Raw genomic sequence first — 24343 nt, 5'->3', positions numbered from 1 at the left:
ACCCTTCAATACCCCCCCCAACTTGGCGGGTCTTGGTATTTTTTTTTTCACCCCCCCCCCCCACCCCGCCGGGGGGGGGCCCCCCCCCACCCCCCCCCCGCCCCCCCCCCCACGACGCGCTTCCGTCAGTCCCTCGCCGCTCCAGCAGCCCTGCGGGCTGTGGCCGCCAGGAGCTGACCGGCCCGAGGCCCGCACGCCCCCTGGCACCCGGTCACGCCCGCGGAGCGCCGCCGTCCGCGGCCAGCCGGGTCAGCCACTCGCGCAGCAGTCGCTGCTCCGCGTCGCTCAGGACGTCCGCTTCGTCGGGGAGCGCGGCGCGCAGGGCGCGGGCCGCCGCGGCGGGCCCGCTCTCCGTGGCGGGGACCGTCGGCTCGGCGCTGGTGATCGCCGCGATCGTGGCCTCGCGCAGCGCGTTCAGCAACGCGGGTGTGCGGCGCTCCGGCGGGGTGGAGTGCCAGGTGGTGACCGCGCCCCGGCCGGTCGCCTGGATGATCTGCGCGGCCAGTTCCTCGTCGACCCGCAGCCATCCGGTGGCCGCCAGCCGGCGCACCCGGCCGTAGAGCATCTCCAGGCCCGCGCGGTGCGCCTGGTCGGCGCCGCGCCCGGTCGCCCTCGTCATGACGGCGAACAGTTCCGGGCGGGAGACCCCGAACTCCACGACGGTGTCCCACGCGCGGCGCAGATCCTCCACCGCGTCCTTGGGCGCGGGGTCGAGCAGCGCGCGCTTGCTCGCGAGGAACTGCGCGTACCCGTGCTCCGCGACGGCCTCCAAGAGCCCTTCCTTGTCCCCGAAGAGGCGGTAGATCGCCGGCGGTTGCATCCCCGCGGCGGAGGCGACCGCGCGGGTGCTCACCGCGTCCGGGCCGCCGGTCTCCAAGAGTTCGACGGCGGCCTCGACGATGCGGCGGCGGGGGCTGTCGGTCGTGTCGCGCGAAGTCATGAATCGATGATATCGGCAGGTTGATTCCACTGATATTCCAGTGTTAGCGTCAAAGTGATTCCACTGGAAACAAGCCCGGGAGTACCCATGATCATCGTGACCGGAGCCGCCGGAAAGCTCGGCCGGCGCGTCGTCGAACGCCTCCTGGAGCGCGTCCCCGCCCACCAGGTGGGTGCCAGTGTCCGCGACCCCCGCAAGGCGCAGGACCTCGCCGACCGGGGAGTCCGCGTCCGGCAGGGCAGCTTCGACGACCCGGCCTCGCTCGTGCACGCCTTCGAGGGCGCCGAGCAACTGCTCCTCGTCTCCCTCGACCGCGCGGGCGAGGAGTGCGTCGCCGGCCACCGCACCGCCATCGACGCGGCGGTGAAGGCCGGCGTCGGCCGCATCCTCTACACCAGCCAGATGGGCGCCGCCCACGACTCCCACTTCCAGCCCTGCCGCGACCACGCGCAGACCGAGGACCTGCTGCGCGCCACCGGCCTGCCCTGGACGGCCCTGCGCAACGGCTTCTACGCGTCCAGCGCCCTGCAGTTCCTGGAGGCCGCCCGCCACACCGGCGACATCGCCCTCCCCGCCGACGGCCCGGTCACCTGGACCGGCCACGACGACCTCGCCGAGGCCACCGCCGCGATCCTGACCGGCGAGGGCCGCTTCGAGGGCCCCACCCCGCCCCTCACCGGCACGGCGGCGCTCGACTTCGCCGCTGTCGCCGAGATCGCGACCCGGGTCACCGGCCGGCCGTTCACCCGTACCGTCGTCCCCGACGACGCCTTCCGCGAGCAGATGCTGACGCACGGAGCCGCGGAATCCCTCACCGACCTGCTGCTGAGCATCTTCGCGGCGGCCCGGAACGGCGAGTTCACGGCCGTCGATCCGACCCTCGCCGAGCTGATCGGACACGAGCCCGCCCCCTTCAGCGCCCTGCTGGAGCGCGCCTGGACCGAGGACAGCCCGGCGGAACAGGCACAAGGAGCGGCGTCGTAACCGAATCGCGTCCTGCGCCCTCGGGAGTCGCGCGCGTGCATCTCGCCTTCCGGGGGACACGAGGCGGTATGGCAAGAAGAGTCGGAAACAGCACGGCAGCGCGGGCGGGGACGGACACGGCGGCACCCGGAGGGGCACGGGAGGGCACGGCGCTCAAGCGCGCCCTGACCACCCCGCTGCTCTACTTCTTCATCCTGGGTGACGTCCTCGGCGCCGGGGTGTACGTCCTGGTCGGACAAGTCGCCGCCGACGCGGGCGGAGCCGTGTGGGTGCCGCTCGTCGTCGCCCTGCTGCTGGCCCTGCTGACCGCCGCCTCCTACGCCGAGCTGGCGACGAAGTATCCGAGGGCGGGCGGCGCCTCCCACTACGCGACCCGCGCCTTCGGGCCGTTCGCCGGGTTCGTCGCGGGCTTCTGCATGCTGGCCGCCGGCGTCGTCTCCGTCGCCGCCCTCGCCCGGGGCTTCGGCGGCGACTACCTCTCGGCCTTCGTGACGCTGCCCGTCGGCCTGGTGGCCGTCGTGTTCCTGGGGCTCCTCGCCCTGATCAACGCACGCGGAATCAAGGAGTCCACCCGCGCCAACGTCGTCGCCACCCTCATCGAGGTGGGCGGGCTGATGGTCATCATCGTTCTCGGCGCCTGGCTGCTGCTGCGCGGCGACGGCGACGTCGGACGGCTCACCCAGCTGGGCACCCCCGAGAAGGGCGCCGCGGCGGCCGTCCTGAGCGGGTCCGTGCTGGCGTACTACTCCTTCGTCGGGTTCGAGACCTCGGTCAACGTGGCCGAGGAGACCCGCGACCCGCGCCGCTCCTACCCCCGCGCCCTGTTCGGCGCCCTCGCCACCGCGGGCGCCGTGTACGTGCTGGTGGGCCTGGCCGCGTCCGCGGCCGTACCGACCACGCGGCTCGCCGAGTCCAGCGGTCCGCTGCTGGAGGTCGTCAAGGAGGCGGGCGGCGTCCCCGAGCGCCTGTTCAGCGCCATCGCGCTCGTCGCCGTCGCCAACGGCGCACTGCTGACCGGCATCATGTCCTCCCGCCTCACCTACGGCATGGCGAAGGACGGCCTCCTGCCCTCCGCGCTGACCAAGGTGCTGCCCGGCCGCCGCACCCCGTGGGCCGCGATCGCCGCCACCACCGTGCTGGCGATGCTGCTCGCCCTCACCGGCAGCGTCGCCACCCTGGCCTCGACCCTGGTCCTGCTCCTGCTGATCGTCTTCCTCCTGGTCAACACGGCTGTCCTCGTCCTGCGCCGCGACGAGGGCGAGGCCGACCACTTCCGCACCCCGACCGTCCTGCCGGTGCTGGGCATCGCCTCGTGCGTCCTGCTCGCCACGCAGATCGAGGGCGCGGTGTGGCTGCGCGGACTCACCATCGTGGCCGTCGGCGCCGTGCTCGGTGCGGTGGCCACCGCCCGGCGCAAGAAGGGTGCGCAGGCCGACGGCCGCAACGGCGAACGGACGGCCGGCGGCGAGACGGACCCGAGCGGCGCACAGGACCACGATCGGTCCCATGAGCACACGTGAACCGCCGGAGACGACCCTCGACGGGCACTTCGTCGTCATCGGCGGACGGAAATGGCGGGCCACCGACCCGTCCCTCCCCGAGGAGATCGGCGCACGCCTGCGGAGTCACCTCATGTCCGCCCGCCGCGCGGTGCGCGCGGCGACGACGGCGAGCGATGAGAAGGCGGAACGGGAGGCCCGGGCCCGCGTGCAGCGGGCCAAGGTCGCGCTCGGCGAACGGGGCACCCCGTGGTGGGAACAGTCCGACGACGAGCGGCGACGGCGCTGGGAAGACGGGCTGACGGCCCTGGAGGCGCGGGACTGAGTCAGACCGACGGAGCGGGGCTGCCCAGCCGCCGGTGGTAGACCTTGTTGGCGATACGCCAGCGACCGTCCGCGCGGACGAGGAGAAAGACGTCGGTGAACGTCTGATCACCGTGGACGAGGGTCATGGTGGCGGTCGCGACCGTGCCGTGGACGTCGACGGCCTCGATGCGCCGGGCCCGCGTGGCCTCGTCGGGAGCGGGCCGGCCGGAGAAGAGGGAGCAGTACTCCTCGAGGTCCCACGAGACGAACTGACCGTCGCGGACTCCTTCGATGTGCGCGCTGGGCAGGAACGCGTCACGGAAGTGGGCGGCATCGCCGGTGGCGTGCCCGCGGATGTAGGCGCGGAGCGGTTCGAGTACGGCGTCCTCGACGGGCGGCACGGTGGCGACGGCGGCGATGTCGGCGGTGGAACCGGCGGGGGAGTGGAACAGTGCCGCCGCGCCGCGGACCGGTGTGCCGGAGGCCGCGGCCAGTACGGCCATGTCCTTGCCGAGAGCCCCGATGGTGAACTCGGCCGTCGTCACGCAGGCGCTGGGCGGGTCGGTGAGGAAGGGCCGTTTGCCGGACACGAGGGCGCCGAGCCGGCCGAGTGCGAGGACGTCCAGGACCTGGGCACGGGGCAGGCGGAGCGCGTCGGCCTGGTGCAGTGCGTCGCGCAGGGCGACGACGGCGCCGGCGAGGCTGTGGTTGGCGACCAGCTTGAGGGCGGCGGCGGTGGCGGGGTCCTCGACGCGGCGTACGGTGCCGAGCGCCTCCAGGACGGGACGGGCCCGGTCCAGGGCGTCCTGGTGACCTGCGGCGAGGAGGGTGAGGGTCCCGGCGGCGACCGCGGGCACCGAGCCGAGGACGGGGGCGTGGAGGTAGGCCGGGCCCAGGCGCCGGGCCAGCCCGGCGGCCTCGGCGGGGGCGATGGTGCTGGTGTTCACGACGACGGTGTCCGGCCGCAGTGAGTCGTCCATGCCGTCGACGACCTGCCGGCAGGCGGGTCCGTCGAACAGCGACAGCAGGACGACATCGGCCTCGGCGACGGCCTCGCGCGCGTCGGCCGCCGACGTGACGGTGTCCGGTGTGCGCCCCGAGCGGGTCCAGCCGATGACGTTCCCGCCCTGCTCGGCGAGGCGCGTGGCCATGGCGCCGCCCATGCGTCCCAGTCCGAGGACGGCGATCGTGCGAAGTGTGGTCATGCGGGAAACGGTCGTACAGACGGATCACTGCGACAAGCGCATATCTCGCATGGCTGACCTGCGTCCCTCGCATACCTGTCCGCCATACTGTCCCGGTGGAACTCGACGTATGGCGGACCTTTGTGACGGTGTGCCGGCTCGGCTCACTGTCGGCGGCGGCGGCGGAGCTGCATCACACGCAGTCGGCCGTGTCGCGGCAGATCGCCGGGCTGGAGCGCGAGCTCGGGGTGGCGCTGGTGGAACGGCACGCGCGTGGTGTGCGCGCGACCCCGGCGGGAGAGGTGTTCCGACGGCACGCGCTGACCACGCTGAACGAGGCCGACCGTGCCGTGCGTGCGGTGCGGGACGCCGCGGACGGGACGTACGGCAGACCACTGGCGGTCGGTGCGACGCCTTCTCTGGCGGCGGGGATCGTCCCCGAGGCGCTGCGGGCCCTGCTTCGGGGGAGCGGCCCCCTCCGCTGGACGCTGCTCCCCGGCCTGAGCGCATCCCTCCACCAGCGGCTGATCTCCGGCGACCTGGACATCGCGGCCGTCACCGACGCACCGCCCGGCCTGCCGCAGGACTCGCGGGTCGAACGCCACTTCCTGGGACTGGACGACATGGTCGTGGCGGTGCCGGCCGGTCACCCGCAGGCCGGGCGGGGGCCGGTCCCCCTGCGGGCGTTCGCGGGCGCGACCTGGACGGAGGACAACGACGGTTCGGCGGCCCTCCTACGCCAGCACGCCGCGCGTACCGGGGTGGACATCGCCATCGACATCACGGCCGCCGACCTGCCGGGCAAGCTCGCCCTCGTCGCGACCGGGCACGCGATCGCCCTGATCCCGGGCGTGCTGAGGCGAGCCGTGCGCGCGGACGTCACCACGGTGACCCTCGTCGATCCTCCGACCCGCGGCATCTACGCGCTCACGCCGCGCCGGGACCCCCACCCCTGCACGGCGGCGCTCCTCGACCACCTCGACTCCGCGTTCCGGGCGGTCCGTTCGGACCGCACCGAAGACGGCGACGGCACCGGCTGATCTACCGGGCGGGGTCGGGAACGGCGGGTGCGAGCGGGGACGCGTCCAGCAGGAGGGCCGCGGCGGCGCGGGCGCTGGTGGCGGCCGACGGGTCGCGGTCCATCTTCGCGGACTGGCCCGCACCGTCGTACAGCAGAAGGAACTGCCGGGCGACGGTGTCCGGGTCGGCGTACCCGGCGGCTGCGGCCAGTTCGGCGAACAGGCCGCGCAGCCAGGCGCGATAGTCGTCGGCGACCTTGCGGGCGGCGCTGTCGTCGGCCGCCTCGGAGGTGGCCCGGGCGAACGAGCAGCCGTTGTACCCCGGCTCGGTGAACGCCTCACCGAGCGCGTCGAACACGCCGAGCAGTTGCTCACGCGGAGTGCGGAAGCGCGTCAGCGTGCGGGTGATGTGCTCCTTGCGGCGCTCGAAGCGGAGCTCCAGATAGGCGCAGACCAGGCCCTCCTTGCTCCCGAAGCTGTTGTACAGGGACGCCTTGGCCACTCCGGCGTGCTCGATCACCCGGTCGATGCCGACGGTCTGCACGCCTTCGCCGTAGAAGAGCTCGTCGGCCGCCATGAGGAGACGCTCACGCGCGGACACGCGGGTCGGGGTCTTGGCAGCCATGGCGCCCACCTCTCTCTAGACAGAGCAGTTCATTCTAGACCCTGCGGGGTCCGCGGTCACGCCTCGGACATCTGGGCCGACAGCTGCTCACGCCTCTCCCGGCGACCGCTGCGCAGGAGCCCGGCGAGGGCGGCGAGCGCCAGCACCATGAGGGCGATGCTGTACTCCTTGGAGGTCGTGATCAAGCCGCCGCCGTGCACGACCAGCACACCGGCGATGACGGCGGGGATGCCGAGACCGACGTAGCACACGACGTACAGCAGCGACAGGGCGCCGGCGCGTTCGTGCGCCTCGACCTGCGGGATGACGAGCCTGATCCCGCCCTGGAACCCGCTGCCGAACCCGACACCGGCTATCACGGTGCCCACGAAGAACCCGGCCACCGACCAGGTGCCGCCCTGGCCCGAGCCGATCGACAGCAGGGTGATCGCGGCGCCGGCCACCAGGGTGCCGATGCTGAGCAGCATGACGGTCCGGGCGGCGGTGCCTCGCAGGGTGATCGTGGTCAGCGCCGCGGAAACGGCGAGGACGAACAGCGGCAGCCCTCCCCACACCACGGACGAGGAGTGCTCCAGGGTCCGCATGAGGGACGGCCCCAGGGCGCCGTAGAGCCCGCTCATGGACCACACGGCGAACATCACGGGCGCGGCGACGGCCACGGACGCGCGGGCCGACCTGGGCAGCTTGAACTCGGGAACCATGCTGGCCAGCGCGCCCGACTTGCGGGTCACCGTCTCCGGCATGGCGAGGACGGCCAGCGCCTGCAGGGCGAAGACGCCGAGCAGCACCGTGTAGACCAGGCGCGTGGGCGCCGGGAGGTACTGCACGATCAGCCCGGAGACCAGGGCCCCGGACGCGGTTCCCAGCATGGGCGCGAACGAGTTCAGGAACCCGCCGCGGCGCGGGTGGATGTCGAGCATGCCGGCGCCGAGGGCCCCGGCGGCCGCACCCACGCTCAGACCCTGGAGGACCCGGCCGATCATCAGCGCGCCCACGTCACCGGCGGTGATGAAGATGGCCATGGCCACCAGCTGGACGACCAGGGCCGTCACGATGACCGGCCGCCGGCCCACGTGGTCGGAGAGCTTGCCGAACAGCAGGAGCGAGGAGAGGACGGCCACCGCGTACACGCCGAAGACGACGGTGACGGTGATGGGGGAGAACCCCCAGTGCTGCTGGTAGATGGCGTAGAGGGGCGTCGGCGCGCTGGACGAGCCCAGCAGCGACATGAGGATCGAGGCGTACACGGCCATCGAGGTCCTCGGTCCCAGGGGCAGGAACCCGCGCCGGGGGACCGCGTGCGCCGGGTGCTGCTCGATCGCGGCGGTCGGAGGGGCCGAGCGGGAGGTGGTCGTTGCGCGACTCATGGGTCACTTTCGGCAGGAGGGGGAAGCGGACTCCCCGATAGTAGACAGACCTGTCTGTTCATTGCGAGGTGGGCCGGGTAAGAATCAGGCATGGTCGCAGGATGTGCTCATGTGTGTGCGCGCTGTAGTGAGAGTGGTGAGTTCCGGCGGTGATGTCGTGGGCGTCCCGACGAGGTCACCGGGTGAGGAATCCGGACTCGCTCAGCACCCGCTGCCCCTGGGGGGACTTCACGAGCTCGATGAACGCCTTCGCCGTCCCGGGGTTCCTCGACCGCTTGAGCAGGGTGATCGGGTAGTCGTTGACGGCGTCGGCGGACTCGGGGAAGTCCACGCCCTCCACCTTGGCGCCCGCGGCCTTCACATCGGTCCTGTAGACGAGGGCCGCGTCAGCCTCCTTCAGGGCGACCTTGCTGAGGGCGGACTTGACGTCCTGCTCCCAGGAGACAGGCGTGAGCTTCAGCCTGCCGGCGTCGAGGGCCTTCTGTGCGGCGGCACCGCACGGCACCGTCCTGTCGCACAGCACGACCTTCAGGCCCGAGCCGGTGAGGTCCTTGAGGGAGGCGATCTTGTGCGGGTTGCCCGGCAGGGTGGCGATCTGCAGCTGGTTGCGTACGAAGGTGGCCGGGGCGCCGCTGTCGTCACCCGCATCGGTCACGATCTTCATCGTCTTGGGGCTGGCCGAGGCGAACACGTCCGCCGGGGCGCCGCCGGTGATGCTCGCGGCCAGGGCGTCACTGCCGCCGAAACTGAAAGTGACCTTCGTGCCGGGGTGATCCCTCTCGAACGTCCTGCCCAGTTCCTCGAAGCTCTCCTTCAGTGAGGCGGCGGCGAAGACGGTCACCTCACCGGACGGCTTGCCCGAGGCGGACGCCGACGAGCCGGAGCCGTCGGACGAGCAGGCGCCCAGAGTCAGCAGGGCGGCGGCGCCCACGCCGGTCATCTGCAGTGTCCGACGCGGCCGGCGCTCGGAACGGGTCATCACGGGTCCACTCCCTCGGCTCCTCGACGGTCTGCGTCCGTCGGACAGGCATGCGTCGATGATAATGCCGCAAGTGCGAACTGAAAGTCTGCTGTCGCATCGCATGAGCCCAGGGACTCGCCCAGAGTCCTGGCATGTGCGTATCTACGGCTCCACGACCCCGAGCAGCCCGAGCCGGTCTGACTGTGACCGGAAACCGGTCATGGCGCCCCACTGAACAGATAACCGGTGTCCTGGCCGCCGTCCGCGTCACAAGATGGTGCGCATGACTCTGCCCACTCCCGTCCTGCACACCGAGCGCCTACGGCTGCGTCCCTTCACCGACGCCGACGCGGACTCCCTGTTCGCGCTGCACAGCAGCTCCCACGTGCTGCGCTACTGGGACTCCCCGCCGTGGACCGACCCGGCCCGCGCCCAGCGGTTCCTCGCCAACTGCCGGACCCTGGAGGACGAAGGCACCGGGGCCCGAGTGGCCATCGACCGCGTCTCCGACGGGGCGTTCGTCGGCTGGTGCGGCCTCTCCGGCTGGAACCCCGAGTACCGCAGCGCCTCGCTGGGCTACGTCCTCGGCGATGCCATGTGGGGTCACGGCTACGCGACCGAGGCCACGCACGCTCTGCTGCGGTGGGCGTTCGACACCCTGGACCTGAACCGCGTCCAGGCCGAGGCGGACACCCGCAACGAGGCGTCGGCCCGGGTCCTCGAGAAGCTGGGCTTCGTCCGCGAGGGGACGTTGCGGGAGGACTGCGTCGTCAACGGCGTGGTGTCCGACTCATGGGTGTACGGCCTGCTCAAGCGGGAGTGGCAGCCATCGACCGTGCCGGGCTAGACAGCGCGCCGAAGCGATACCGGGTCACCCGCCCCGCGCGCGAAGTGGGGCGGCCCCGCACCAGGAACATGACCCCACGGAGAGACGCATGCCCCATCTCGCGCTGTACACCTTCGGAGTCCTGAAGTCACCGCTCGCCGAACCCTCCCCGCTCACACGCGAGTTCTACGCCGCCGGAGAGGCCGTCTACAGGACGATCGGTCAGCACCCGGGGTACCTCGCCCGCGCCGAACCGGCCCAGGGCGATCGAGGCGTGCTCTTCGGGGCGGACTGGGGTGCGTGGGGAGAGTTCGCCGTCCCCGCGTGGTACGACAAGGGCCGTACGGCGGACACCACCGCCCTCGCCGCGACCCTCTCCCTCTGGACCGGCCTGCGCCCCGCCTTCGACGCCGTCTACGCCGGGCTGCACCGCGCGGCACTGAACAGGCGTCTGGACTGGTTCGAGAGGACGCGGCACCCCAGCCATGTGCTCTGGTGGATCCCCGAGGGCACGGTACCCACCTGGCAGGACGGCGTCGGCAGGCTGGAATCCCTCCACGACCACAGTCCCGCGCCGCACGCCTTCACCTTCCACCGCGCGTTCACGCCGGAGGGAGCCGCGACCAGGGCCGGCGATCAGGCCGAGTGAGACGACCCGAACACGGCCGACCTGGCGGCCCGTTCGAGCTTCGCGCGGTGGGCCGCCCGCGCCTCCTCGTCGACTTCCTGCTCGTACTGGGAGCGCATCCCGGTCCGGCCGTCGACGCCCTCGCGCAGGATGTCGGCGTGCCCGGTGTGCCGGTTGATCTCGCCGAGGACGTGGACCAGGACGGCGAACAGGGTCGTGTTGGGGCGGGGGTCCGGCCACCACGGAACATGGCCGGCGGTGTCGAGCGGAAGCTCGCTGATCGTCGCGTCCGCGTGCTTCCACGTGCGCCGGTAGAACCCGACGATCTGTTCGCGGGTCTCGTCCTCGGCCGCCCAGTGATCGCTGCCGTCGTGGTCCTGCCAGCGGGGCAGCCCTTCCGGTGAAGGCCGGTCGAAGACCTCGCCGAAGTACCTGGCCTCGACCTCGGCCATGTGTTTCACCAGGCCGAGGAGATTCGTCCCGGTCGCCGTCAGAGGGCGCCGCGCGTCGTATTCGGACAGGCCGTCGAGCTTCCAGAGCAGCGCCTCACGATCCCGCCGCAGCCTGCCGTGCAGGACGTCCTTCGCCAAGTCGTCGATCATGCGGCAGGAGCCTGCCATGGACGGGCTCCTGCCTCAAGATCCTCAACCTGTCGCCGGTTCAGCTTCGGACACACCTGAAGCCGGCCGCGCTGTCCGGGTCACCGGCCCGGTACTTCGGCCAGCTGGGGTACTCGCACAGGGGGCGTGTCCTGCCGTCGTTCGCGTCGGTGACGACCGGGGCGACAGGTTGCCTGTCCTGCTCGGTCCACCGCTCGACGGCGGTGAGGGAGTCCCAGGCGGCGGCGAAGGCGGGGCTGCCGAAGTTCGCGTGGTTGGCGCCCGGCACGAGGTAGTACCGCATGAACTCCCGTGTCCTGTGCGGCCCCACCGTGTCGGCGACCCGCTCGTAGTAGTCGTTCGTCGCCCGGTGCGAGACCAACTCGTCGGCCGCGCCATGGAGAAGCAGGAGCTTGCCACCGGCCCGGGCGAAGGGGGAGAGGTCCGCGTCGTTGATGTCCTGCAGTTCGGACAGGCGGCTGATGCGCTGGAGCCACTTGCCGGGGCGGTCCGGGTCGACGGCCAGGGAGTCGTGGCCGGGGTCCCTGGTGAGGGCGTACCTCACCCACTGGTCCCAGTACTGCATGCCGTACCCGCTCGTGAGCGGCATCGGATGGGACGGCGCCGTCGTGCCGAAGCCCAGGATCGGTGTGCGCAGGTCGGCGCCGGAGAGGAAGGGGAAGCCGGGGTAGCCGCGCTCGCCGCTGGCGACCCGGTACGGCCACTTCCACGGCGAGGAGATGGCCCGGACCGCGGCGATCTGGCGGTCCGAGAGGCAGGAGGGACCCGTGTCGGCGCCGGCCGGACAGCGCAGGGTCGCGGGGTCGAACCGGCAGGCGTCCGGGTGGGAGACGACCCGGTCGGTCAGTCCGTCCAGCCCGTCGCACGCGCGCAGCACGCTCTCGTACAGCAGCGTCTGCTTCTCCGGGCCCGGGAACGCCCCTGGCCGCGCCAGCACTTGTGTGGCGTGGCCCAGGTAGAGCGCTTCGGCGAGGTTGTTCCAGGCCGGGTAGGCGGAGATCACGCCGTCCATGGCGGTGGGCCAGCGCTGGACCATCGCCAGCGCCTCCCGGCCACCTGTGGAGCCGCCCGCGAAGTATGTGTACCGGGGCTTCGCGCCGTAGAACGCGCGGATCAGGAACTGGGCGGCGTCGTGTGTCTTCTTGAGCGCGTCGCCGGCGGCGAAGTTCCGCAGCGCTTCGTCGTTGACGGCGAAGGAACCGTCCAGGGAGAGGACGGGGTGCTTGGCCGGGTCCGCCTGGTGCCCGGAGTCACTGGCGTACGTCGCGTAGCCGCGTGCCAGCGGTGTGGTCCCGCCCCTCGGGGCGAAGGGGACGTCGCCCCGGACGTCGGGAACCGTGCCGTTGTAGCCGCCGCCCCCGAACATCATGGATCTGCGGTTCCAGTCGAGGGGGAGGGCGACGCGCAGGGTGATGTCGGGAGCGGAGTGGTCGACGGGGGAGAGGGCCGCGTCGACCCGGCAGTAGGTGAGGCTCACTCCGCTCACGGTCTCCGTGACCGGGGACGAGGCGGCGACACGGCCGCCGCGCGTGGGCAGGGAGACGACGGCCGCCGGAATGGCCGTCCCGGTCAGCGATGCGCACTGAGCCTGAGCGCTGCGGGCCGATGCCTCCGACGGACGCGCCTGCGCGGGGACGGCCAGGAGGGCGCCGGCCGTGGCCAGCGCGATCCCCGTCAGCGTCCTGGGGTTCATACGGGTTCCTTCCTCCGGAGGGAAGCGGTGCGTGAAGGCGGGGTCACCGGCTCGGCTCGGGCATGCGCTGGGCGCGCAGCTCGGACCGGCGGACCTTGCCCGCCGCGTCCCGCAGGGAGTCGTGGACCAGTTCGATCGACCGGGGCAGCTTGTGGCGCGACAGCCGGCCGTCGAGGAAGGCGTGGATGTCGTCGGCGGTGACGTCGGCCTGGCGGGGCGTGTGGACGATGGCGTGCAGCCGGTTGCCGGTGTCGGCGTCGGGCAGGCCGATGACGACGGCGGTCAGGACCTGTTCGTGTTCGACGAGGGCGGCCTCGATCTCCGCCGGGTACACGTTGACGCCTCCGACGGTGATCATGTCCGAGCGGCGGTCGTGCAGATACAGATAGCCGTCGGCGTCGAACCGTCCCATGTCCCCGAGGGACGACCAGCCGTCGCGTGAGATGGGTTCGGAGCCGATGTAGCGATAGGTGGCAGGGGTTCCCGGAGCGACCCGCATGTAGATCTCGCCCTCGACGCCGGGTTCGGTGACCTCGACGCCGTCGGCGTCCAGCAGCTTCATCCGACCCCATGTCACCCTGCCCACCGAGCCCTCGTGCCGGAGCCACTCGTCGCCGCGCAGCGTGCATCCGGCCTCCGCCTCCGTGCCGCCGTACAGCTCCCAGACCCGTTCGGCTCCCAGCCACTCGATCCACGTCCGCTTCAGCCAGACGGGGCAGGGTTCCGCGCAGTGCCAGACCGAACGCAGCGAGGTGAGCGCGTAACGCTCGCGGACCTCGTCCGGGAGCGCCGTGATGCGCCGCATCATCGTGGGGACCAGGTACACCCAGGTCACCGCGTGCTCGTCGATCGCGGCCAGCGTCCGTTCCGCGTCGAACCTGGTCAGCAGGGTCACCGAGCCGCCGAGGAAGATCGTCGTCAGGGCGGTGACGAACGGGGCGTTGTGGTGGAGCGGGGCCGTGATCAGCGCCTGTTCCCCGGCGCCGATCCGCCACATGTCCGAGTCGAACGGGGAGGTGACCGCCGGCCGGCCCGACAGGATGATCTTCGGGCGGCCGGTCGATCCCCCGGAGGTCGGGGCCTTCCACGACGTCGCGGTCGCCGGTGCGAGGTCGCGGTCGCTCCGCCCGGCTGCCAGTTCCTCGACGGTCACGGCCCTCGTACGGTCGACGAGCGCGCCGTCCGGCTCGGTGACCACCACGGCGGGCTCGCCGAGTTCGAGGATGGCGTCGAGCTCGGCCGCCCGCATCCTCGGTGACAGGACCTGCGGGGTGGCGCCGGCCTTGTAGCAGGCGAAGACGGCGAGCACGAGATCGGTGGAGTTGGGCAGTATCAGGGTCACGATCCGGCCGATGGCCGCCCCGGCGTCCAGCAGGCCCCGCGCGACGCGGTTGCTGCCCCGGTGCAGTTCCGCCCAGGTCAGCGTGTCGGTGCCGGCGCGCACCACCACGGTGTCCCCGTTCTCGGCGGCGAAGGCGCCGGGGATCCCGGACAGGGGGAATCCCTCTGGGGGCAGGAACGTCACGCCAGGACCTCCGGGTCGCGCTCGACGGGGGACGGTGCGTTCCCGTCGGTCGTGCGGTCCTCCCGCCGTAGTGCCCAGCGCAGGGCCACCGCGAGTCCGCCCGCGACGAGGGACGCGACGATGATGATGGGGAAGCCGGAGGTGGGGTCCCCGGAGTCGGACTCGGCCAGACCGAACAAATACGGCCCGACGAAACCGCCGGTCAGACCGACCGTGTTGATGAAGGCCAGGCCCGCGGCCGCCACGATCCCCGCCATCCGGGCCATGGCGACCGACCAGAAGACGGGCAGGGTGCCGAACAGCAGCATCGACATGACGCCGATCAGGACGATGCGCACGGAGGGGGAGGAGACCGCCAGGAACACCGCGGCGACCAGCGCGGGGGACACCGCCAGGACGCCGATGGTCAGGGACTCGCGGGGGAAGCGCCGGTAGAGCGCCGGTATCACGAGCACGCCGATCGTTCCGCCGATCCCGGTCACCCCGCTGAGCAGGCCGACGAGGAAGGAACCGCTCACGTCCAGCGACTCGATGATCGACGGCACGTTGAACGTCACGCCGTTCATCGTGAGCTGGTTCAGGAAGTAGATGACGCCGACGAGCAGGATGAACGGCCGTCCGAACGCCTGCCGCACATTGCCCTTCAGACTGTGCGCGCTCCCGCCGTCCAGGCTGTGCCCGCCGCTGGCCTCGCCGTCCCGCGCGGTGTCTTCGGCCCGCTCGCTCAATACGGCCGCCTCCCGCGCGGTCAGCCACTTCGCGTCGGCCGGCACCTCGGGGAGGAGGGCCAGGACGACCAGCCCGATGCCCATGGTGATCAGGCCCTCGATGAGGAACATCCACTGCCAGCCGTGGAACCCGGCGACGTCGTCGAGCTCCATCAGCGCGCCGCCGAGCGGCCCGCCCAGGAGCAGACCGAGCGTGGGCGCCAGGTAGATGAAGCCGATCGCGGTGGCCCGGTCCTTCTGCGCGAACCAGCGCGTCATCATGAACATCATCGCCGGGTACAGACCTGCCTCGGCGGCGCCGAGGGCGATCCGCCCGATGTAGAAGGTGACGTCGTCCGCGATGAACATCATCAGGGACGTGACCGCGCCCCAGGACAGGGCGATCCGGGCGATCCAGCGCCGCGGGCCCACGCGGTACATGACGAGATTGCTGGGCACCTCGAACAGCGCGTACGTCAGGAAGAAGAGGCCGGCGCCCAGACCGAACGCGGCCGCGCTGATGCCGACGTCCGCCTGGAGGTGGGTCTTGGCCAGGGCGATGTTCGTCCGGTCGACGTAGGACATGAAATAGGTGAGGCAGAGGAGCGGCAGCAGCCGCAGCATCGCCTTGCGGGTCGCGGCGGCGTGCGGACCGCCGACAGCGGGGATCGACATGCTGGTCACTCCCAGGAAGCCGGGCTCGGGGACGGGGGATCGCGCGCGGTCGTGCGGCCGGGCGGCCGACCCGCGGATCACTCGGATGCGGGGACATCCGACTGCGTCGTGCATGACAACGAAGCGCGTGGGGCGACAGTAGAGCGCCGTGCGCCCGACCGGAGATGGAACGTACCTACACTGCTGACCCGGTGATGGTGTAAGAATTCACCACCTGGTGGCGCGAGTGGTGGCCGTGAAGGATGGCAGGGATGGAACAGACCGATTCCGGCCCGGCCGGTCCCGTCGGCGACGGCGAACTGACCTCCTACCGGCTCCGTCGCGAGCGCGAGCTGAGCAGCCTGTACCAGACCGCCCGGTCCCTGACCGCGTTGGGCGAGGTCGACGAGGTGCTGCGATCCATCGTCCGGCACGCCCATGAACTCATCGGCAGTGACTTCGTCTACTTGTCCCTGCTGGACGCGGAGGGATACCTCACGCTCAAGGCGTCCGCCGGCACCATTTCGTCGGAGTTCTCGTCCGCGCGCGTCCCCCGGGGGCGGGGCCTGGGCGGGCGCGTGCTGGAACACAAGGCCCCGTTCTGGGTGAGTGACTACCGCAAGGCGCAAGCCCTGCCGCACGACCCCACCTTCGACCTGCTCGTCCCCCGCGAAGGGCTCACGGCGCTCCTGGGCGTCCCGCTCCTCGTGGGGGAGCAGGCCATCGGCGCGCTCTTCGCCGCCGACCGCACGGAGCGGCCCTTCGAGAAGGACGAGGTGGCCCTCTTCAGCGCCTTCGCCAGCCATGCCGCGGTCGCCCTGAACAACGCCCGTCTCTACGAGCAGACCCGGGTCTCGCTACGGCGCCTCGAGGACGCCTACCGGACGATCGAGGAGCAGGTCACCACGCTGGAACGCGCCGCCGCCGTGCACGAGGCGCTGACCCATGTGGTGCTGACCGGCGGCGGACCCGGCGACATCGCCCAGCTCCTGGTCGAACAACTCCAGGGCACCGTCACCATCCAGGACCGCGACGACAGGGTCCTGGCGGTCAGGCCCCCTGGAGAACCGGGGGAGGACGGCGATGAGGACCTGGGCCGCCGGCTGCGCGAGGAGGCGCGCACCACCGGGCGGTGTGCTTCGGCACAGGGCCAGGACGGCATCTTCCGCAGTGTGATCGCCGCGCGGGCCGGCGGCAGTCACTTCGGCTTCCTGTCCCTGGCCCGCCGCGCCGCCCCGCAAGCGGCGGAGGTGCGGATGCTCGAACGCTCCGCCCAGATCATGGGGTTGCTCATCCTCATGCGGGACGCGCGGGTCGAGGCCGAGGAACGGGTCCGGGGGGAACTGCTCATGGAGCTGATGTCCCCCGCCCCGCTCCATCCAGCCCAGCGCGACAGGGCCCTGGCCCGCGGGGTCGACGTCGACCACCTGGACACCCTCGTCGTGGTCGAGTGCCCCGGACGATCCGCCACCGAAGTCATCCGGCAGCTCAAGCCCCTCTCCTCCGCATGGTCGGGGCTCGCGGGCGAGTACCTCGGCCGCGCCACGATGCTGCTCCGCGCCGACGACGAGAACGACCTGGCCGGCACCCTGCACCACTCCCTGCGCCGAGCCCTCGGCGCGCCCGCCCTCGTGGTCTGCGACCGGATCGCCGGCCAGGAACGGTCCCGCTCCCACGCGCTGGCGCTGCGCTGCCTCAAGGTCATGCGCGCACTCGGTGAGACGGACCGCGGGGTGAGCACACGGCAGTACGCGATGTACGCGCTCGTCTTCGACCCCGACCGCGCCGACGACCTCGACCGCTTCCTCACCGACAGCCTCGGCCCGCTCCTGGAGTACGACCGCCGCCGGTCCACGTGCCTGGTGGCGACGGCGGCCGCGTACTTCGCCCACTCGGGGAACCTGAGTCAGACGGCCCGCGTCCTCCACGTGCACCTGAACACGCTGCTGAAACGGCTGGACAGGATCGGTGTCCTGCTCGGCGAGGACTGGCGCTCGGCCGACTCGGCGCTGCGGCTCCATCTGGCGCTGAGGCTGCACGAGTTGAGAGCGGCGGTCGACGGACCGGCACCCGGGTGAGTCCTCGGGCGGGGGCTCACTGGCCGTTGACGTCGCGTTCGAAGTCCTGGGCGCACTGGTCGCGTTCGGCCCGGCTGTCGGCGTGCTTGACGCAGTCGTTGTAGTCCTTGAACTCGTCGGAGGTGAGGAAGGAGACCCCGACCGCGACGATCACCGACGACGCGACGAGCCCCAGCCCGCCGAGGATCGCACCGGCGATGGCCATGCCCCGGTGCCGCGCACGTCCTCCACGGGCACGCCGAGCGGCGACGATCCCGAGGACGAGACCGAGCAGGCCCAGGATGACGCCGCCGAAGACCGACCAGAAGAGAACGCACGCGGTGATGCCCAGCACCAGCGCCGCGATCGCCAGACCATTGTTCCGAGGAGCCTGCGGCTCGCCGGACGGCTCGGAGGAGTACGTGTTCGGTGTCTGATACGTCATCTGAGTCCTCGCTGCTCCGTGGTTCACGGGGTGACATCCCTGCCGTGCCTCGCTGGCCGTGTGCCCCGGGAACCGCGCGGCATACGCGGCGTCAAATGGCGTGCGGCGATTGCCTGGAGCTGCCCCGCGCGGGAGTGCACGTCGGCCTGGACGCGGGCGGCCCTAGGAGGGGTCATCGACCTCGGGCCATGAGGCGATGCCGAGGTGTCTCGCGAGCCTCCGGGCTCCGCAAAGACAACTCGGCGGCCGGCGATTCGTCTGGCGCGGTGCCATCCCACGAACCGGGCCGCTGTCGGCACCGAACTGACCGAGGCGCGGGGAAAACACGGAACCACGGCCTTCGCGTGGCTGCGTGAAGCCTTCGAAGACCGGGCGCCCGGAGTTCTCCGACTGCGGTGGCCGGGGTGGGGCTGAGTCCGTCCCTCCACGCTAGGCAGGCGCCCGTTGTCCACCTGTCGGCGGAAACACCCTGTTGCCAGCAGCGCACCGGATCGGACGCCTGAATGCCGGTTGCCTCAGCCTCCGTTGTCGGCGACGCGGATGATCGTCTTGCCGTGCACCCGCTGGGCGGGAGCGAACGCGGAAGCCGCCTCCGCAAGCGGGCGGACCTCGCCGACGATCGGCTTGAGGCGGCCCGCCCGCACCCGTTGCGCGAGGTCCGCCAGACGGGTCCGGTCGGGCTCGACGACGAAGAAGACGCCGCGTCCGCCGCGGGGGTGGACGGTGACCGGTTCGGCGATGGTGACCAAGGTGCCGCCGGGGCGGACGACGGCGGCCGAGCGTTCGAGGATCTCGCCGCCGATCACGTCCAGCACGACGTCCACCTCGCCGACCTCCTCCAGCTTCTCGTTCTCGAGGTCGACGAACGCGTCCGCACCCAGGTCACGGGCGGTCTGGCGGCCGGACGCCCGCCCGGTGCCGATCACCCGCGCGCCGGCCTCGCGCGCCATCTGGACGGCGAGGGAACCGACGCCGCCCGCCGCGCCATGGATGAGCACCGTCTGCCCGGTGGTCAGGTGCGCATGGTCGAACAGGGCCTGCCAGGCGGTGAGTCCGGAGATCGGCAGGGCGGCGGCCGTGATGTGGTCGACGTCGGCCGGGAGCGGGGCGAGGTTGCGCGCCTCGACGGCCGTGTACTGGGCCAGTGAGCCGTTGCGGGCCCAGTCGGCCAGCCCGAAGACACGCTGGCCCACGGTCAGGCCGGTGGTGCCGTAACCGAGCTCGGTGACCACGCCGGACAACTCGTGGCCGGGCACGCTCGGGGTGCGGTCCCGACCGGCCCGGTCCGTCCAGGTGGCGGGCCAGTCCAGCTCACCGGGGGTGAACCCGGCGGCGTGGACCTCCACGATCACGTCGTTCTCGGCGGCCTGCGGAGGGGGCAGTTCGGACAGGGTCAGGCCGGCGACACCGGCGTCACGGTCCTGAACGGTGATGGCTTGCATGAGCGGTCCTCGGCGTAGGGGAGACGTTCGGGAGCGGACATCGCGCCGGCGCCGGACGACGCGGACGTCCCGTGTGGGCCGGTCGCCCGCCGTGACCGGTCCCGGCACCCCTTCACCCGTTATCGCACAAGGCGCGGGATGCGGCACGGCCGACCGATGTCCGTGGTGATCACACTTCCGACTCTACGAGCCGGGCGGCCCAGGCGTCTGGGCCATTCACACCCCCTTTCCGTGGTCCACTTGTCAGCCGTATCCCGGTGGGCCGAGACCTACGAGCAAGGGGGGTGGCGGCTTGCCGCTGCCGGCCGCGTGCACCACGCTGAGCTTCGCGAACGAGGGTCGCCGGCGGCCTCGGGCCGCGCACCGATGAGTTTCCCGCTCCCGGCTGGTCTGCATGCCGGACGTCCACGATCGGAAGGCTGCGCCATGCGAAAACTGATCTACGGCATGAACCTGAGCCTCGACGGCTACATCGCCGCCGCCGGTGACGACATCGGCTGGAGCGGGCTGCCGAGCCCCGAACTGTTCCAGTTCTGGCTCGACCTCGAGAAGGTGTGCGGGCTGGCGCTGTACGGGCGCAAGCTGTGGGAGACCATGAGCTCCTACTGGCCGACCGGCGACCAGCAGCCCGGGGCCACCCCGGCGGAGATCGAGTTCGCGCGGAACTGGCGGGACACACCGAAGGTGGTGTTCTCCTCGACGATCGACAAGGTCGACTGGAACACCCGGCTGGTGACCGGGGACGCGGTCGCCGAGATCACCCGGCTCAAGGCGGAGGACGGCGACCCGATGCACATCGGCGGCGCCACGCTCGCCGGGGCGGCGATGCGCGCCGGGCTGGTCGACGAGTACGTGGTCGTCACCCATCCGGTCCTGGTCGGAGGCGGCACACCGTTCTTCGCCGCGCTGGACGGCTGGGTGAACCTGGAACTGGTCGAGACGCGCACGTTTCCCGGCGGTGTGGTCATGGCCAGGTACGAGACGAAGCGCCTCGCCGAGGCGTGAACTCCCCTCGACTTGTGCCCAGTTGATGAGACAGGGCTACCTCGGCAGGCGCGTCCCGACCTAACGTTCGGTACATGACCGACACCGCGTACGAACTCGCCCAGGTGAACATCGCCCGGCTCAAAGCGCCGCTGGACACGCCCCGGTTGAAGGACTTCGTCGATCATCTCGACCCGGTCAACGCCGACGCCGACGCCGCCGACGGGTTCGTGTGGCGCCTGCAGAGCGAGGAGGGTGACGCGACGGCCATCCCGGTCTTCGGTGACCCGTGGCTGATCATCAACATGTCGGTGTGGCGGGACACCGGCGCGCTGACCGCGTTCACGTACCAGGGCCGCCACCGGGAGATGCTCAGCCGCCGACGCGAGTGGTTCGAGCGCGTCGAGGAAGCCATGACGGCGCTCTGGTGGGTGCCGGAGGGGCACCGGCCCACCGTCGCGGAGGCCGAATCCCGACTGCTGCACCTGCGCACCCACGGCCCAGGTCCGTACGCCTTCACCCTGCGCACGTCGTTCCCGCCCAGCGGCGCCGAGCCGCTGATCGGCGACGTACCGGAGGGAATGGGCTGCTCGGTGATCTAGATGCGGTGACTGCGGTGGCGCGGTCTCAGTCCGTGAGAGCCTGCGTCAGCCGGTCGAGGTCTTCGAGAAGTGCGGTGAGCCGTTCAGCGGGGATCGCGTGGATCATGCGGGTCTCGATGGCGTAGACGGCCTTCTGCGCTCCTTTCAGGCGGCGCACGCCTTCGTCGGTGAGACTCGCGGGGCGGGCGCGGCCGGTCTCGACGGTGGCGGGCCGGGTGAGCAGTCCCTGGTCCTGCAGGCCGCGCAGGACGACGTTCATGGACTGCCGGGTGACGAAGGTGGCGCGGGCGAGGTCCGCGTTGGACATGCCTGGCCGTGCGGCGAGGACCTCCAGGCAGGCGTACTGCGGCACGGTCAGGCCGTGCTCGCGCAGCACCTGGTCCATGGCGCCGCGCAGGGCGGCGTGGGCGCGCTTGAGGCGGTATCCCACGTGATCGAGCACGTCGTCGGCGGGATGCGGCAGCTCCGGATGCGAGATCTCCTCCATGTCAACATTTTGACATGGGGGAGGGTCCGGCCTATCGTGAGGTATGTCAAAGTCCTGACATCGACTCGAGGAGAACGCGTCATGACCGTCGGCATCAACGGCCCCGACTTCATCGCCCTGCAGGTCCGCGACCTGGAGGCGGCGGCCGAGTTCTGCGAGAAGAACCTCGGTCTGCGTCGGGCCCCCGCATCGCCCCCCGGTGCGGTCGTCTTCGACACCAAGCCCGTCGCGCTGGCCGTACGCGACCCGCTGCCCGGCACCGACCTGGACGCCGGCCGCCCCGGCCTGGGCGTCGCCCTGTGGTTCGCGACTCCCGACACCCAGGCGTTCCACGACCGACTCAGCGCGAACGGCGTCGAGATCCTCACGCCGATCGTGCCGACCCCGTTCGGTCCGACGTTCTCCTTCGCCGGCCCCGAGGGGTACGTCCTGACCGTGCACCAGGAGGGCTGACACACCGTGCACCAGGAGGGCTGACACGGGACAGCCGTTGCCCTTGTCCGCCCGTGGCCGGCAGAGGACCATGATCGCGTGTCACCGCGAGAAGGCCTCACCGAACTGCTCGTCCGCGCCGGACTCACCGTCCTGGCGGAGGTGCGCCCCGGCCGCCTGCTCCCGCCCGAGGCCGGCTGGCGTATCGCCCGGGGCATCGCGGCTCCGGACGGCGCCGTCCGGGACGCGCCACTCGACGACACATGGTGGCAGCGCCTTGTCGATGACGACGGCGAGTTCCTGGTGGCCGTCCGTGGCCATCGGATCGGCGGCAACGACGCCTGGTGGACCCGGGTCCGCTCCGCCGACGGCCCGCAAGGGCTCTCGGGCGGCCCCGGATTCGTGGCCCTGTCCCTGGACGGGCAGGTGCTGCTGGCGGACGTACCTGAAGCGGAGGGGCCCCGCGTCACAGCGCTCGACCGGCTGCCCGATCGGTTGGAGGAGGCCGCGGAGACCGCCGGGAGCGAGACCGACGCCGAGCGCGACGAGGTGTGGGCGGCCGTACCCGGAACACCGGCACGGCCCGCGCACTGGACCGAAGGGATCGGGCTCAACCCCGCCGCCCCGGACGCGTTGCTCATCGAACTGCTCGACGTGGCACCGGGCTTCCTGCACAGCTGCGACCGCCCCGCCGTCCTCGACGCCGCGCTGGCCCACCCCGATCCGGAGGTGCGCGGCCGTACCGCCGACACGTTCCGGCCGAAGCTCACCGCGGAGCAATGGCTCCGCCTGATCCGAGCCGAACCGTCACCGAGCCGCCGCGTCCTCTGGGCCACGCACGCCCGCGCCCGAGGCGTGCACCTCCCCGAGGACCTGTACGACGACCTCCTCACCGGCCCGGCCCGTGCCGAGGCCGCCGAGCTCCCGGGCATCCCCGCACGGCTCCTGCCCGCACTCGCGGCCGACGCCGATCCCGGCGTGCGTACGGCCGCCTGCGGCCGGTGGGACGACCTCGCCGCACCAGCACGGGAGCGGCTGCTGTCCGACCCCGACGACACCGTCCGTGCGGCCGCCCTGCTCGCCCACCACGTCACCGTGCCGATGCCGTCCGAGGTCCTCACCGCCTTGCCCGAGCCCCGGCGCGCGCTCGAACAGTGCCGCCTGGAGCCCGTGCTGGAGGCGGAACTGGTCCGGGACGGGGATACGGACGAACGCCGGGCGCTGGCGGCGAACCCGCGGCTCAGCCCGTCGGGTGTCGCCGTCCTGGCGGGGGACGCCTGCGACGACGTCCGCTCGGCCGTGTCGGTGCGCCCTGACCTGACCGAGGAACAGCGGGCCGCGGTGCGCCACGACTTCGACCTGGCGTCGAGGTCGTCCACCCTGCCCTGGGTCGAGAGTCTGCACGGGGACGCCGACGCGATGCGCCGCCTGGCCGCCTCGTCCCACCCGCTCGTCCGCCGCAGCGTGGCGCGGGCCCGGAAGCTCCCGCAGGACGTCGTGGAGCGGCTGTCCCGGGACGAGGACCGCGTGGTCCAGCTGTTCCTCGCCGAGTCCTGCGACGACGCACCGGCGGAGATGCTGCTGGAGGTCTGGCGCTGGTGGGACGGCAGCTTCAGCCACCCCGGCCGCCCCCACGACCACCCCGACTTCCCCCGCACCGGCCTGCTGCGTCACGCCGACGATCCCGACGGGCGGATGCGCCGGCTGGCCCTGGACGATCCGCGGTCCACCCCCGCCGACGTCGCACGCATGGCCCGCGACCCCGAGCCCGAGGTGCGTCGCCGAGCCGCCGTGGACCCCAGGCTGGCCCCGGCCGACGCCGTACGGCTGCTGAACGATCCGAAGGACTATGTCCGGGCGGCGGCGATCCGCAGTCCCCGGCTTCCGGCGCGCGTCCTGTCCGGGCTGCTGCACGACCGCGACACGGCATACGAGGCGGCCGGCAACGCGGCGATCCCCGTCCCGGTCCTGTACCGCCTCCTGGCCACGGCGGCCGGCAAGGATTCCGGTCGGTAGCCGATCTGGAAGGCCGGCGTGCATGGTCTTGGTACTGCGGAACGCGGCGATCGACTGCGCGGACGCCTACGAACTGGCGCGCTTCTGGGTCAGGGTGACGGGCCGTCCGCTGCACCCGGAGGCCGGACCGGGTGACCGGGAGGTGCGGGTGCCGTTGGCGGAAGGGCCGGCGTCTTCCCCGGCGTACCGGTCTGCCGGTCTGCCCGGCATCACATATCCGGAATGTCCACCCATTAGGATGCGGACCCTGGCGATGATGATCCGTCTGTGACAGGGGTTCGCATGCACGGCACGCGATGGCCGATCCGTGATCAGGGCCGTGGCCGGAGCCGGAGCGGGA

23 protein-coding genes and 1 pseudogene are annotated in these 24343 nt (G+C 71.8%); 12 read left to right on the top strand and 12 right to left on the bottom strand.

Annotated elements, in window-relative coordinates:
* Nucleotides 1–211: 211 nt before the first annotated feature.
* Nucleotides 212–940, bottom strand: a complete 729-nt coding sequence (locus tag ACFV46_RS13905) for a TetR/AcrR family transcriptional regulator (protein WP_385498285.1) — start codon at nt 938–940, stop codon at nt 212–214.
* A gap of 87 nt (nt 941–1027) precedes the next feature.
* Between ACFV46_RS13905 and ACFV46_RS13900 the strand changes: the two genes are divergently transcribed.
* The 3 genes from ACFV46_RS13900 to ACFV46_RS13890 all read left to right on the top strand — a co-directional run bounded on the left by ACFV46_RS13900 (nt 1028) and on the right by ACFV46_RS13890 (nt 3748).
* A complete protein-coding gene (locus tag ACFV46_RS13900) occupies nt 1028–1924 on the top strand; it encodes an SDR family oxidoreductase (RefSeq protein ID WP_385498283.1) in 897 nt (298 codons plus the stop codon).
* 68 nt (nt 1925–1992) lie between these two features.
* Nucleotides 1993–3444, top strand: coding sequence for an APC family permease (locus ACFV46_RS13895; protein ID WP_385498282.1), 1452 nt, complete (start codon nt 1993–1995; stop codon nt 3442–3444).
* Nucleotides 3431–3748: a hypothetical protein gene (locus ACFV46_RS13890; protein ID WP_385498280.1), complete on the top strand. Its 318-nt coding sequence runs from the start codon at nt 3431–3433 to the stop codon at nt 3746–3748. Before ACFV46_RS13895 ends, ACFV46_RS13890 begins: the two co-directional genes overlap by 14 nt.
* Nucleotide 3749: 1 nt before the next feature.
* Here the strand turns inward: ACFV46_RS13890 and ACFV46_RS13885 are convergent, their stop codons facing one another.
* Nucleotides 3750–4934 carry a nuclear transport factor 2 family protein gene (locus ACFV46_RS13885; protein WP_385498279.1) on the bottom strand — a complete coding sequence of 395 codons (1185 nt, stop codon included), beginning with the start codon at nt 4932–4934 and terminating at the stop codon, nt 3750–3752.
* Nucleotides 4935–5029: 95 nt separating this feature from the next.
* On the opposite strand from ACFV46_RS13885, the gene ACFV46_RS13880 reads away from it, so the two are divergent.
* Entirely contained in the window at nt 5030–5953 is a 924-nt protein-coding gene (locus ACFV46_RS13880; protein ID WP_385498277.1) for a LysR family transcriptional regulator, read from the top strand.
* Nucleotide 5954: 1 nt separating this feature from the next.
* Here ACFV46_RS13880 and ACFV46_RS13875 read toward each other — a convergent pair whose 3' ends face one another.
* The 3 genes from ACFV46_RS13875 to modA form a co-directional block, all read right to left on the bottom strand.
* The gene (locus ACFV46_RS13875; RefSeq protein WP_385498276.1) at nt 5955–6557 is read right to left on the bottom strand and encodes a TetR/AcrR family transcriptional regulator; all 603 of its coding nucleotides are present in this window, start codon (nt 6555–6557) and stop codon (nt 5955–5957) included.
* Between the two features lie 56 nt (nt 6558–6613).
* On the bottom strand, nt 6614–7924 hold the full coding sequence (locus tag ACFV46_RS13870) for an MFS transporter (RefSeq protein WP_385498275.1): 1311 nt from the start codon (nt 7922–7924) through the stop codon (nt 6614–6616).
* 175 nt (nt 7925–8099) lie between these two features.
* The gene (gene modA / locus ACFV46_RS13865; protein ID WP_385498273.1) at nt 8100–8903 is read right to left on the bottom strand and encodes a molybdate ABC transporter substrate-binding protein; all 804 of its coding nucleotides are present in this window, start codon (nt 8901–8903) and stop codon (nt 8100–8102) included.
* Between the two features lie 265 nt (nt 8904–9168).
* Between modA and ACFV46_RS13860 the strand changes: the two genes are divergently transcribed.
* Both ACFV46_RS13860 and ACFV46_RS13855 read left to right on the top strand, forming a co-directional pair.
* Nucleotides 9169–9732, top strand: coding sequence for a GNAT family N-acetyltransferase (locus tag ACFV46_RS13860; protein WP_385498272.1), 564 nt, complete (start codon nt 9169–9171; stop codon nt 9730–9732).
* Between the two features lie 88 nt (nt 9733–9820).
* Entirely contained in the window at nt 9821–10360 is a 540-nt protein-coding gene (locus ACFV46_RS13855; protein WP_385498271.1) for a DUF3291 domain-containing protein, read from the top strand.
* Here the strand turns inward: ACFV46_RS13855 and ACFV46_RS13850 are convergent.
* The 4 genes from ACFV46_RS13850 to ACFV46_RS13835 are packed head-to-tail and all read right to left on the bottom strand — an operon-like array spanning nt 10348 to nt 15559.
* Complete coding sequence (locus ACFV46_RS13850; RefSeq protein WP_385498299.1) at nt 10348–10941, bottom strand: DinB family protein; 594 nt, start codon at nt 10939–10941, stop codon at nt 10348–10350. The genes ACFV46_RS13855 and ACFV46_RS13850 overlap by 13 nt on opposite strands.
* Nucleotides 10942–10999: 58 nt before the next feature.
* A complete protein-coding gene (locus tag ACFV46_RS13845; protein WP_385498270.1) occupies nt 11000–12652 on the bottom strand; it encodes a tannase/feruloyl esterase family alpha/beta hydrolase in 1653 nt (550 codons plus the stop codon).
* A gap of 43 nt (nt 12653–12695) precedes the next feature.
* Nucleotides 12696–14177, bottom strand: a complete 1482-nt coding sequence (locus tag ACFV46_RS13840; RefSeq protein ID WP_385498269.1) for an AMP-binding protein — start codon at nt 14175–14177, stop codon at nt 12696–12698.
* A complete protein-coding gene (locus ACFV46_RS13835) occupies nt 14174–15559 on the bottom strand; it encodes an MFS transporter (protein WP_385498268.1) in 1386 nt (461 codons plus the stop codon). The genes ACFV46_RS13840 and ACFV46_RS13835 overlap by 4 nt, the downstream gene beginning before the upstream one ends.
* Nucleotides 15560–15810: 251 nt before the next feature.
* Here ACFV46_RS13835 and ACFV46_RS13830 point away from each other — a divergent pair, with 251 nt between their 5' ends.
* A complete protein-coding gene (locus ACFV46_RS13830; RefSeq protein WP_385498267.1) occupies nt 15811–17616 on the top strand; it encodes a helix-turn-helix domain-containing protein in 1806 nt (601 codons plus the stop codon).
* 16 nt (nt 17617–17632) lie between these two features.
* On the opposite strand, the gene ACFV46_RS13825 is transcribed toward ACFV46_RS13830, so the two are convergent.
* On the bottom strand, nt 17633–18040 hold the full coding sequence (locus ACFV46_RS13825) for a DUF4190 domain-containing protein (protein ID WP_385498266.1): 408 nt from the start codon (nt 18038–18040) through the stop codon (nt 17633–17635).
* Between the two features lie 515 nt (nt 18041–18555).
* The gene (locus ACFV46_RS13820) at nt 18556–19482 is read right to left on the bottom strand and encodes an NADP-dependent oxidoreductase (RefSeq protein ID WP_385498265.1); all 927 of its coding nucleotides are present in this window, start codon (nt 19480–19482) and stop codon (nt 18556–18558) included.
* 426 nt (nt 19483–19908) lie between these two features.
* On the opposite strand from ACFV46_RS13820, the gene ACFV46_RS13815 reads away from it, so the two are divergent.
* Both ACFV46_RS13815 and ACFV46_RS13810 read left to right on the top strand, forming a co-directional pair.
* On the top strand, nt 19909–20487 hold the full coding sequence (locus tag ACFV46_RS13815; protein ID WP_376726236.1) for a dihydrofolate reductase family protein: 579 nt from the start codon (nt 19909–19911) through the stop codon (nt 20485–20487).
* Nucleotides 20488–20561: 74 nt separating this feature from the next.
* Nucleotides 20562–21068, top strand: a complete 507-nt coding sequence (locus ACFV46_RS13810; protein ID WP_385498264.1) for a DUF3291 domain-containing protein — start codon at nt 20562–20564, stop codon at nt 21066–21068.
* Between the two features lie 25 nt (nt 21069–21093).
* On the opposite strand, the gene ACFV46_RS13805 is transcribed toward ACFV46_RS13810, so the two are convergent.
* The gene (locus ACFV46_RS13805) at nt 21094–21555 is read right to left on the bottom strand and encodes a MarR family winged helix-turn-helix transcriptional regulator (RefSeq protein ID WP_385498263.1); all 462 of its coding nucleotides are present in this window, start codon (nt 21553–21555) and stop codon (nt 21094–21096) included.
* Between the two features lie 81 nt (nt 21556–21636).
* Here ACFV46_RS13805 and ACFV46_RS13800 point away from each other — a divergent pair, with 81 nt between their 5' ends.
* The 3 genes and pseudogenes from ACFV46_RS13800 to ACFV46_RS13790 all read left to right on the top strand — a co-directional run.
* A complete protein-coding gene (locus ACFV46_RS13800) occupies nt 21637–22008 on the top strand; it encodes a VOC family protein (protein WP_376726239.1) in 372 nt (123 codons plus the stop codon).
* Between the two features lie 78 nt (nt 22009–22086).
* Nucleotides 22087–24003 carry a hypothetical protein gene (locus ACFV46_RS13795; protein ID WP_385498262.1) on the top strand — a complete coding sequence of 639 codons (1917 nt, stop codon included), beginning with the start codon at nt 22087–22089 and terminating at the stop codon, nt 24001–24003.
* Between the two features lie 22 nt (nt 24004–24025).
* Nucleotides 24026–24172, top strand: a pseudogene (locus ACFV46_RS13790) (VOC family protein); the annotation flags it as partial.
* Nucleotides 24173–24343 lie beyond the last annotated feature (171 nt).

Origin of the sequence: Streptomyces sp. NPDC059852, from assembly GCF_042731455.1 — a bacterium.
GTDB lineage: Bacteria > Actinomycetota > Actinomycetes > Streptomycetales > Streptomycetaceae > Streptomyces.
The sequence above is the reverse complement of the archived record's forward strand: the minus strand, read 5'-3'. Positions and strand labels throughout refer to the sequence as shown.

Excerpts from the sequence above, each read along its gene's own strand:
- ACFV46_RS13870 (WP_385498275.1), bottom strand. The coding sequence starts at position 7,924 with ATGAGTCGCGCAACGACCACCTCCCGCTCGGCCCCTCCGACCGCCGCG.
- ACFV46_RS13830 (WP_385498267.1), top strand. The coding sequence starts at position 15,811 with ATGGAACAGACCGATTCCGGCCCGGCCGGTCCCGTCGGCGACGGCGAA.
- ACFV46_RS13815 (WP_376726236.1), top strand. The coding sequence starts at position 19,909 with ATGCGAAAACTGATCTACGGCATGAACCTGAGCCTCGACGGCTACATC.
- ACFV46_RS13905 (WP_385498285.1), bottom strand. The coding sequence starts at position 940 with ATGACTTCGCGCGACACGACCGACAGCCCCCGCCGCCGCATCGTCGAG.
- ACFV46_RS13900 (WP_385498283.1), top strand. The coding sequence starts at position 1,028 with ATGATCATCGTGACCGGAGCCGCCGGAAAGCTCGGCCGGCGCGTCGTC.
- ACFV46_RS13855 (WP_385498271.1), top strand. The coding sequence starts at position 9,821 with ATGCCCCATCTCGCGCTGTACACCTTCGGAGTCCTGAAGTCACCGCTC.
- ACFV46_RS13835 (WP_385498268.1), bottom strand. The coding sequence starts at position 15,559 with ATGTCGATCCCCGCTGTCGGCGGTCCGCACGCCGCCGCGACCCGCAAG.
- ACFV46_RS13895 (WP_385498282.1), top strand. The coding sequence starts at position 1,993 with ATGGCAAGAAGAGTCGGAAACAGCACGGCAGCGCGGGCGGGGACGGAC.
- ACFV46_RS13810 (WP_385498264.1), top strand. The coding sequence starts at position 20,562 with ATGACCGACACCGCGTACGAACTCGCCCAGGTGAACATCGCCCGGCTC.
- ACFV46_RS13800 (WP_376726239.1), top strand. The coding sequence starts at position 21,637 with ATGACCGTCGGCATCAACGGCCCCGACTTCATCGCCCTGCAGGTCCGC.
- ACFV46_RS13885 (WP_385498279.1), bottom strand. The coding sequence starts at position 4,934 with ATGACCACACTTCGCACGATCGCCGTCCTCGGACTGGGACGCATGGGC.
- ACFV46_RS13805 (WP_385498263.1), bottom strand. The coding sequence starts at position 21,555 with ATGGAGGAGATCTCGCATCCGGAGCTGCCGCATCCCGCCGACGACGTG.
- ACFV46_RS13825 (WP_385498266.1), bottom strand. The coding sequence starts at position 18,040 with ATGACGTATCAGACACCGAACACGTACTCCTCCGAGCCGTCCGGCGAG.
- ACFV46_RS13890 (WP_385498280.1), top strand. The coding sequence starts at position 3,431 with ATGAGCACACGTGAACCGCCGGAGACGACCCTCGACGGGCACTTCGTC.
- modA (WP_385498273.1), bottom strand. The coding sequence starts at position 8,903 with ATGACCCGTTCCGAGCGCCGGCCGCGTCGGACACTGCAGATGACCGGC.
- ACFV46_RS13820 (WP_385498265.1), bottom strand. The coding sequence starts at position 19,482 with ATGCAAGCCATCACCGTTCAGGACCGTGACGCCGGTGTCGCCGGCCTG.
- ACFV46_RS13875 (WP_385498276.1), bottom strand. The coding sequence starts at position 6,557 with ATGGCTGCCAAGACCCCGACCCGCGTGTCCGCGCGTGAGCGTCTCCTC.
- ACFV46_RS13845 (WP_385498270.1), bottom strand. The coding sequence starts at position 12,652 with ATGAACCCCAGGACGCTGACGGGGATCGCGCTGGCCACGGCCGGCGCC.
- ACFV46_RS13850 (WP_385498299.1), bottom strand. The coding sequence starts at position 10,941 with ATGATCGACGACTTGGCGAAGGACGTCCTGCACGGCAGGCTGCGGCGG.
- ACFV46_RS13860 (WP_385498272.1), top strand. The coding sequence starts at position 9,169 with ATGACTCTGCCCACTCCCGTCCTGCACACCGAGCGCCTACGGCTGCGT.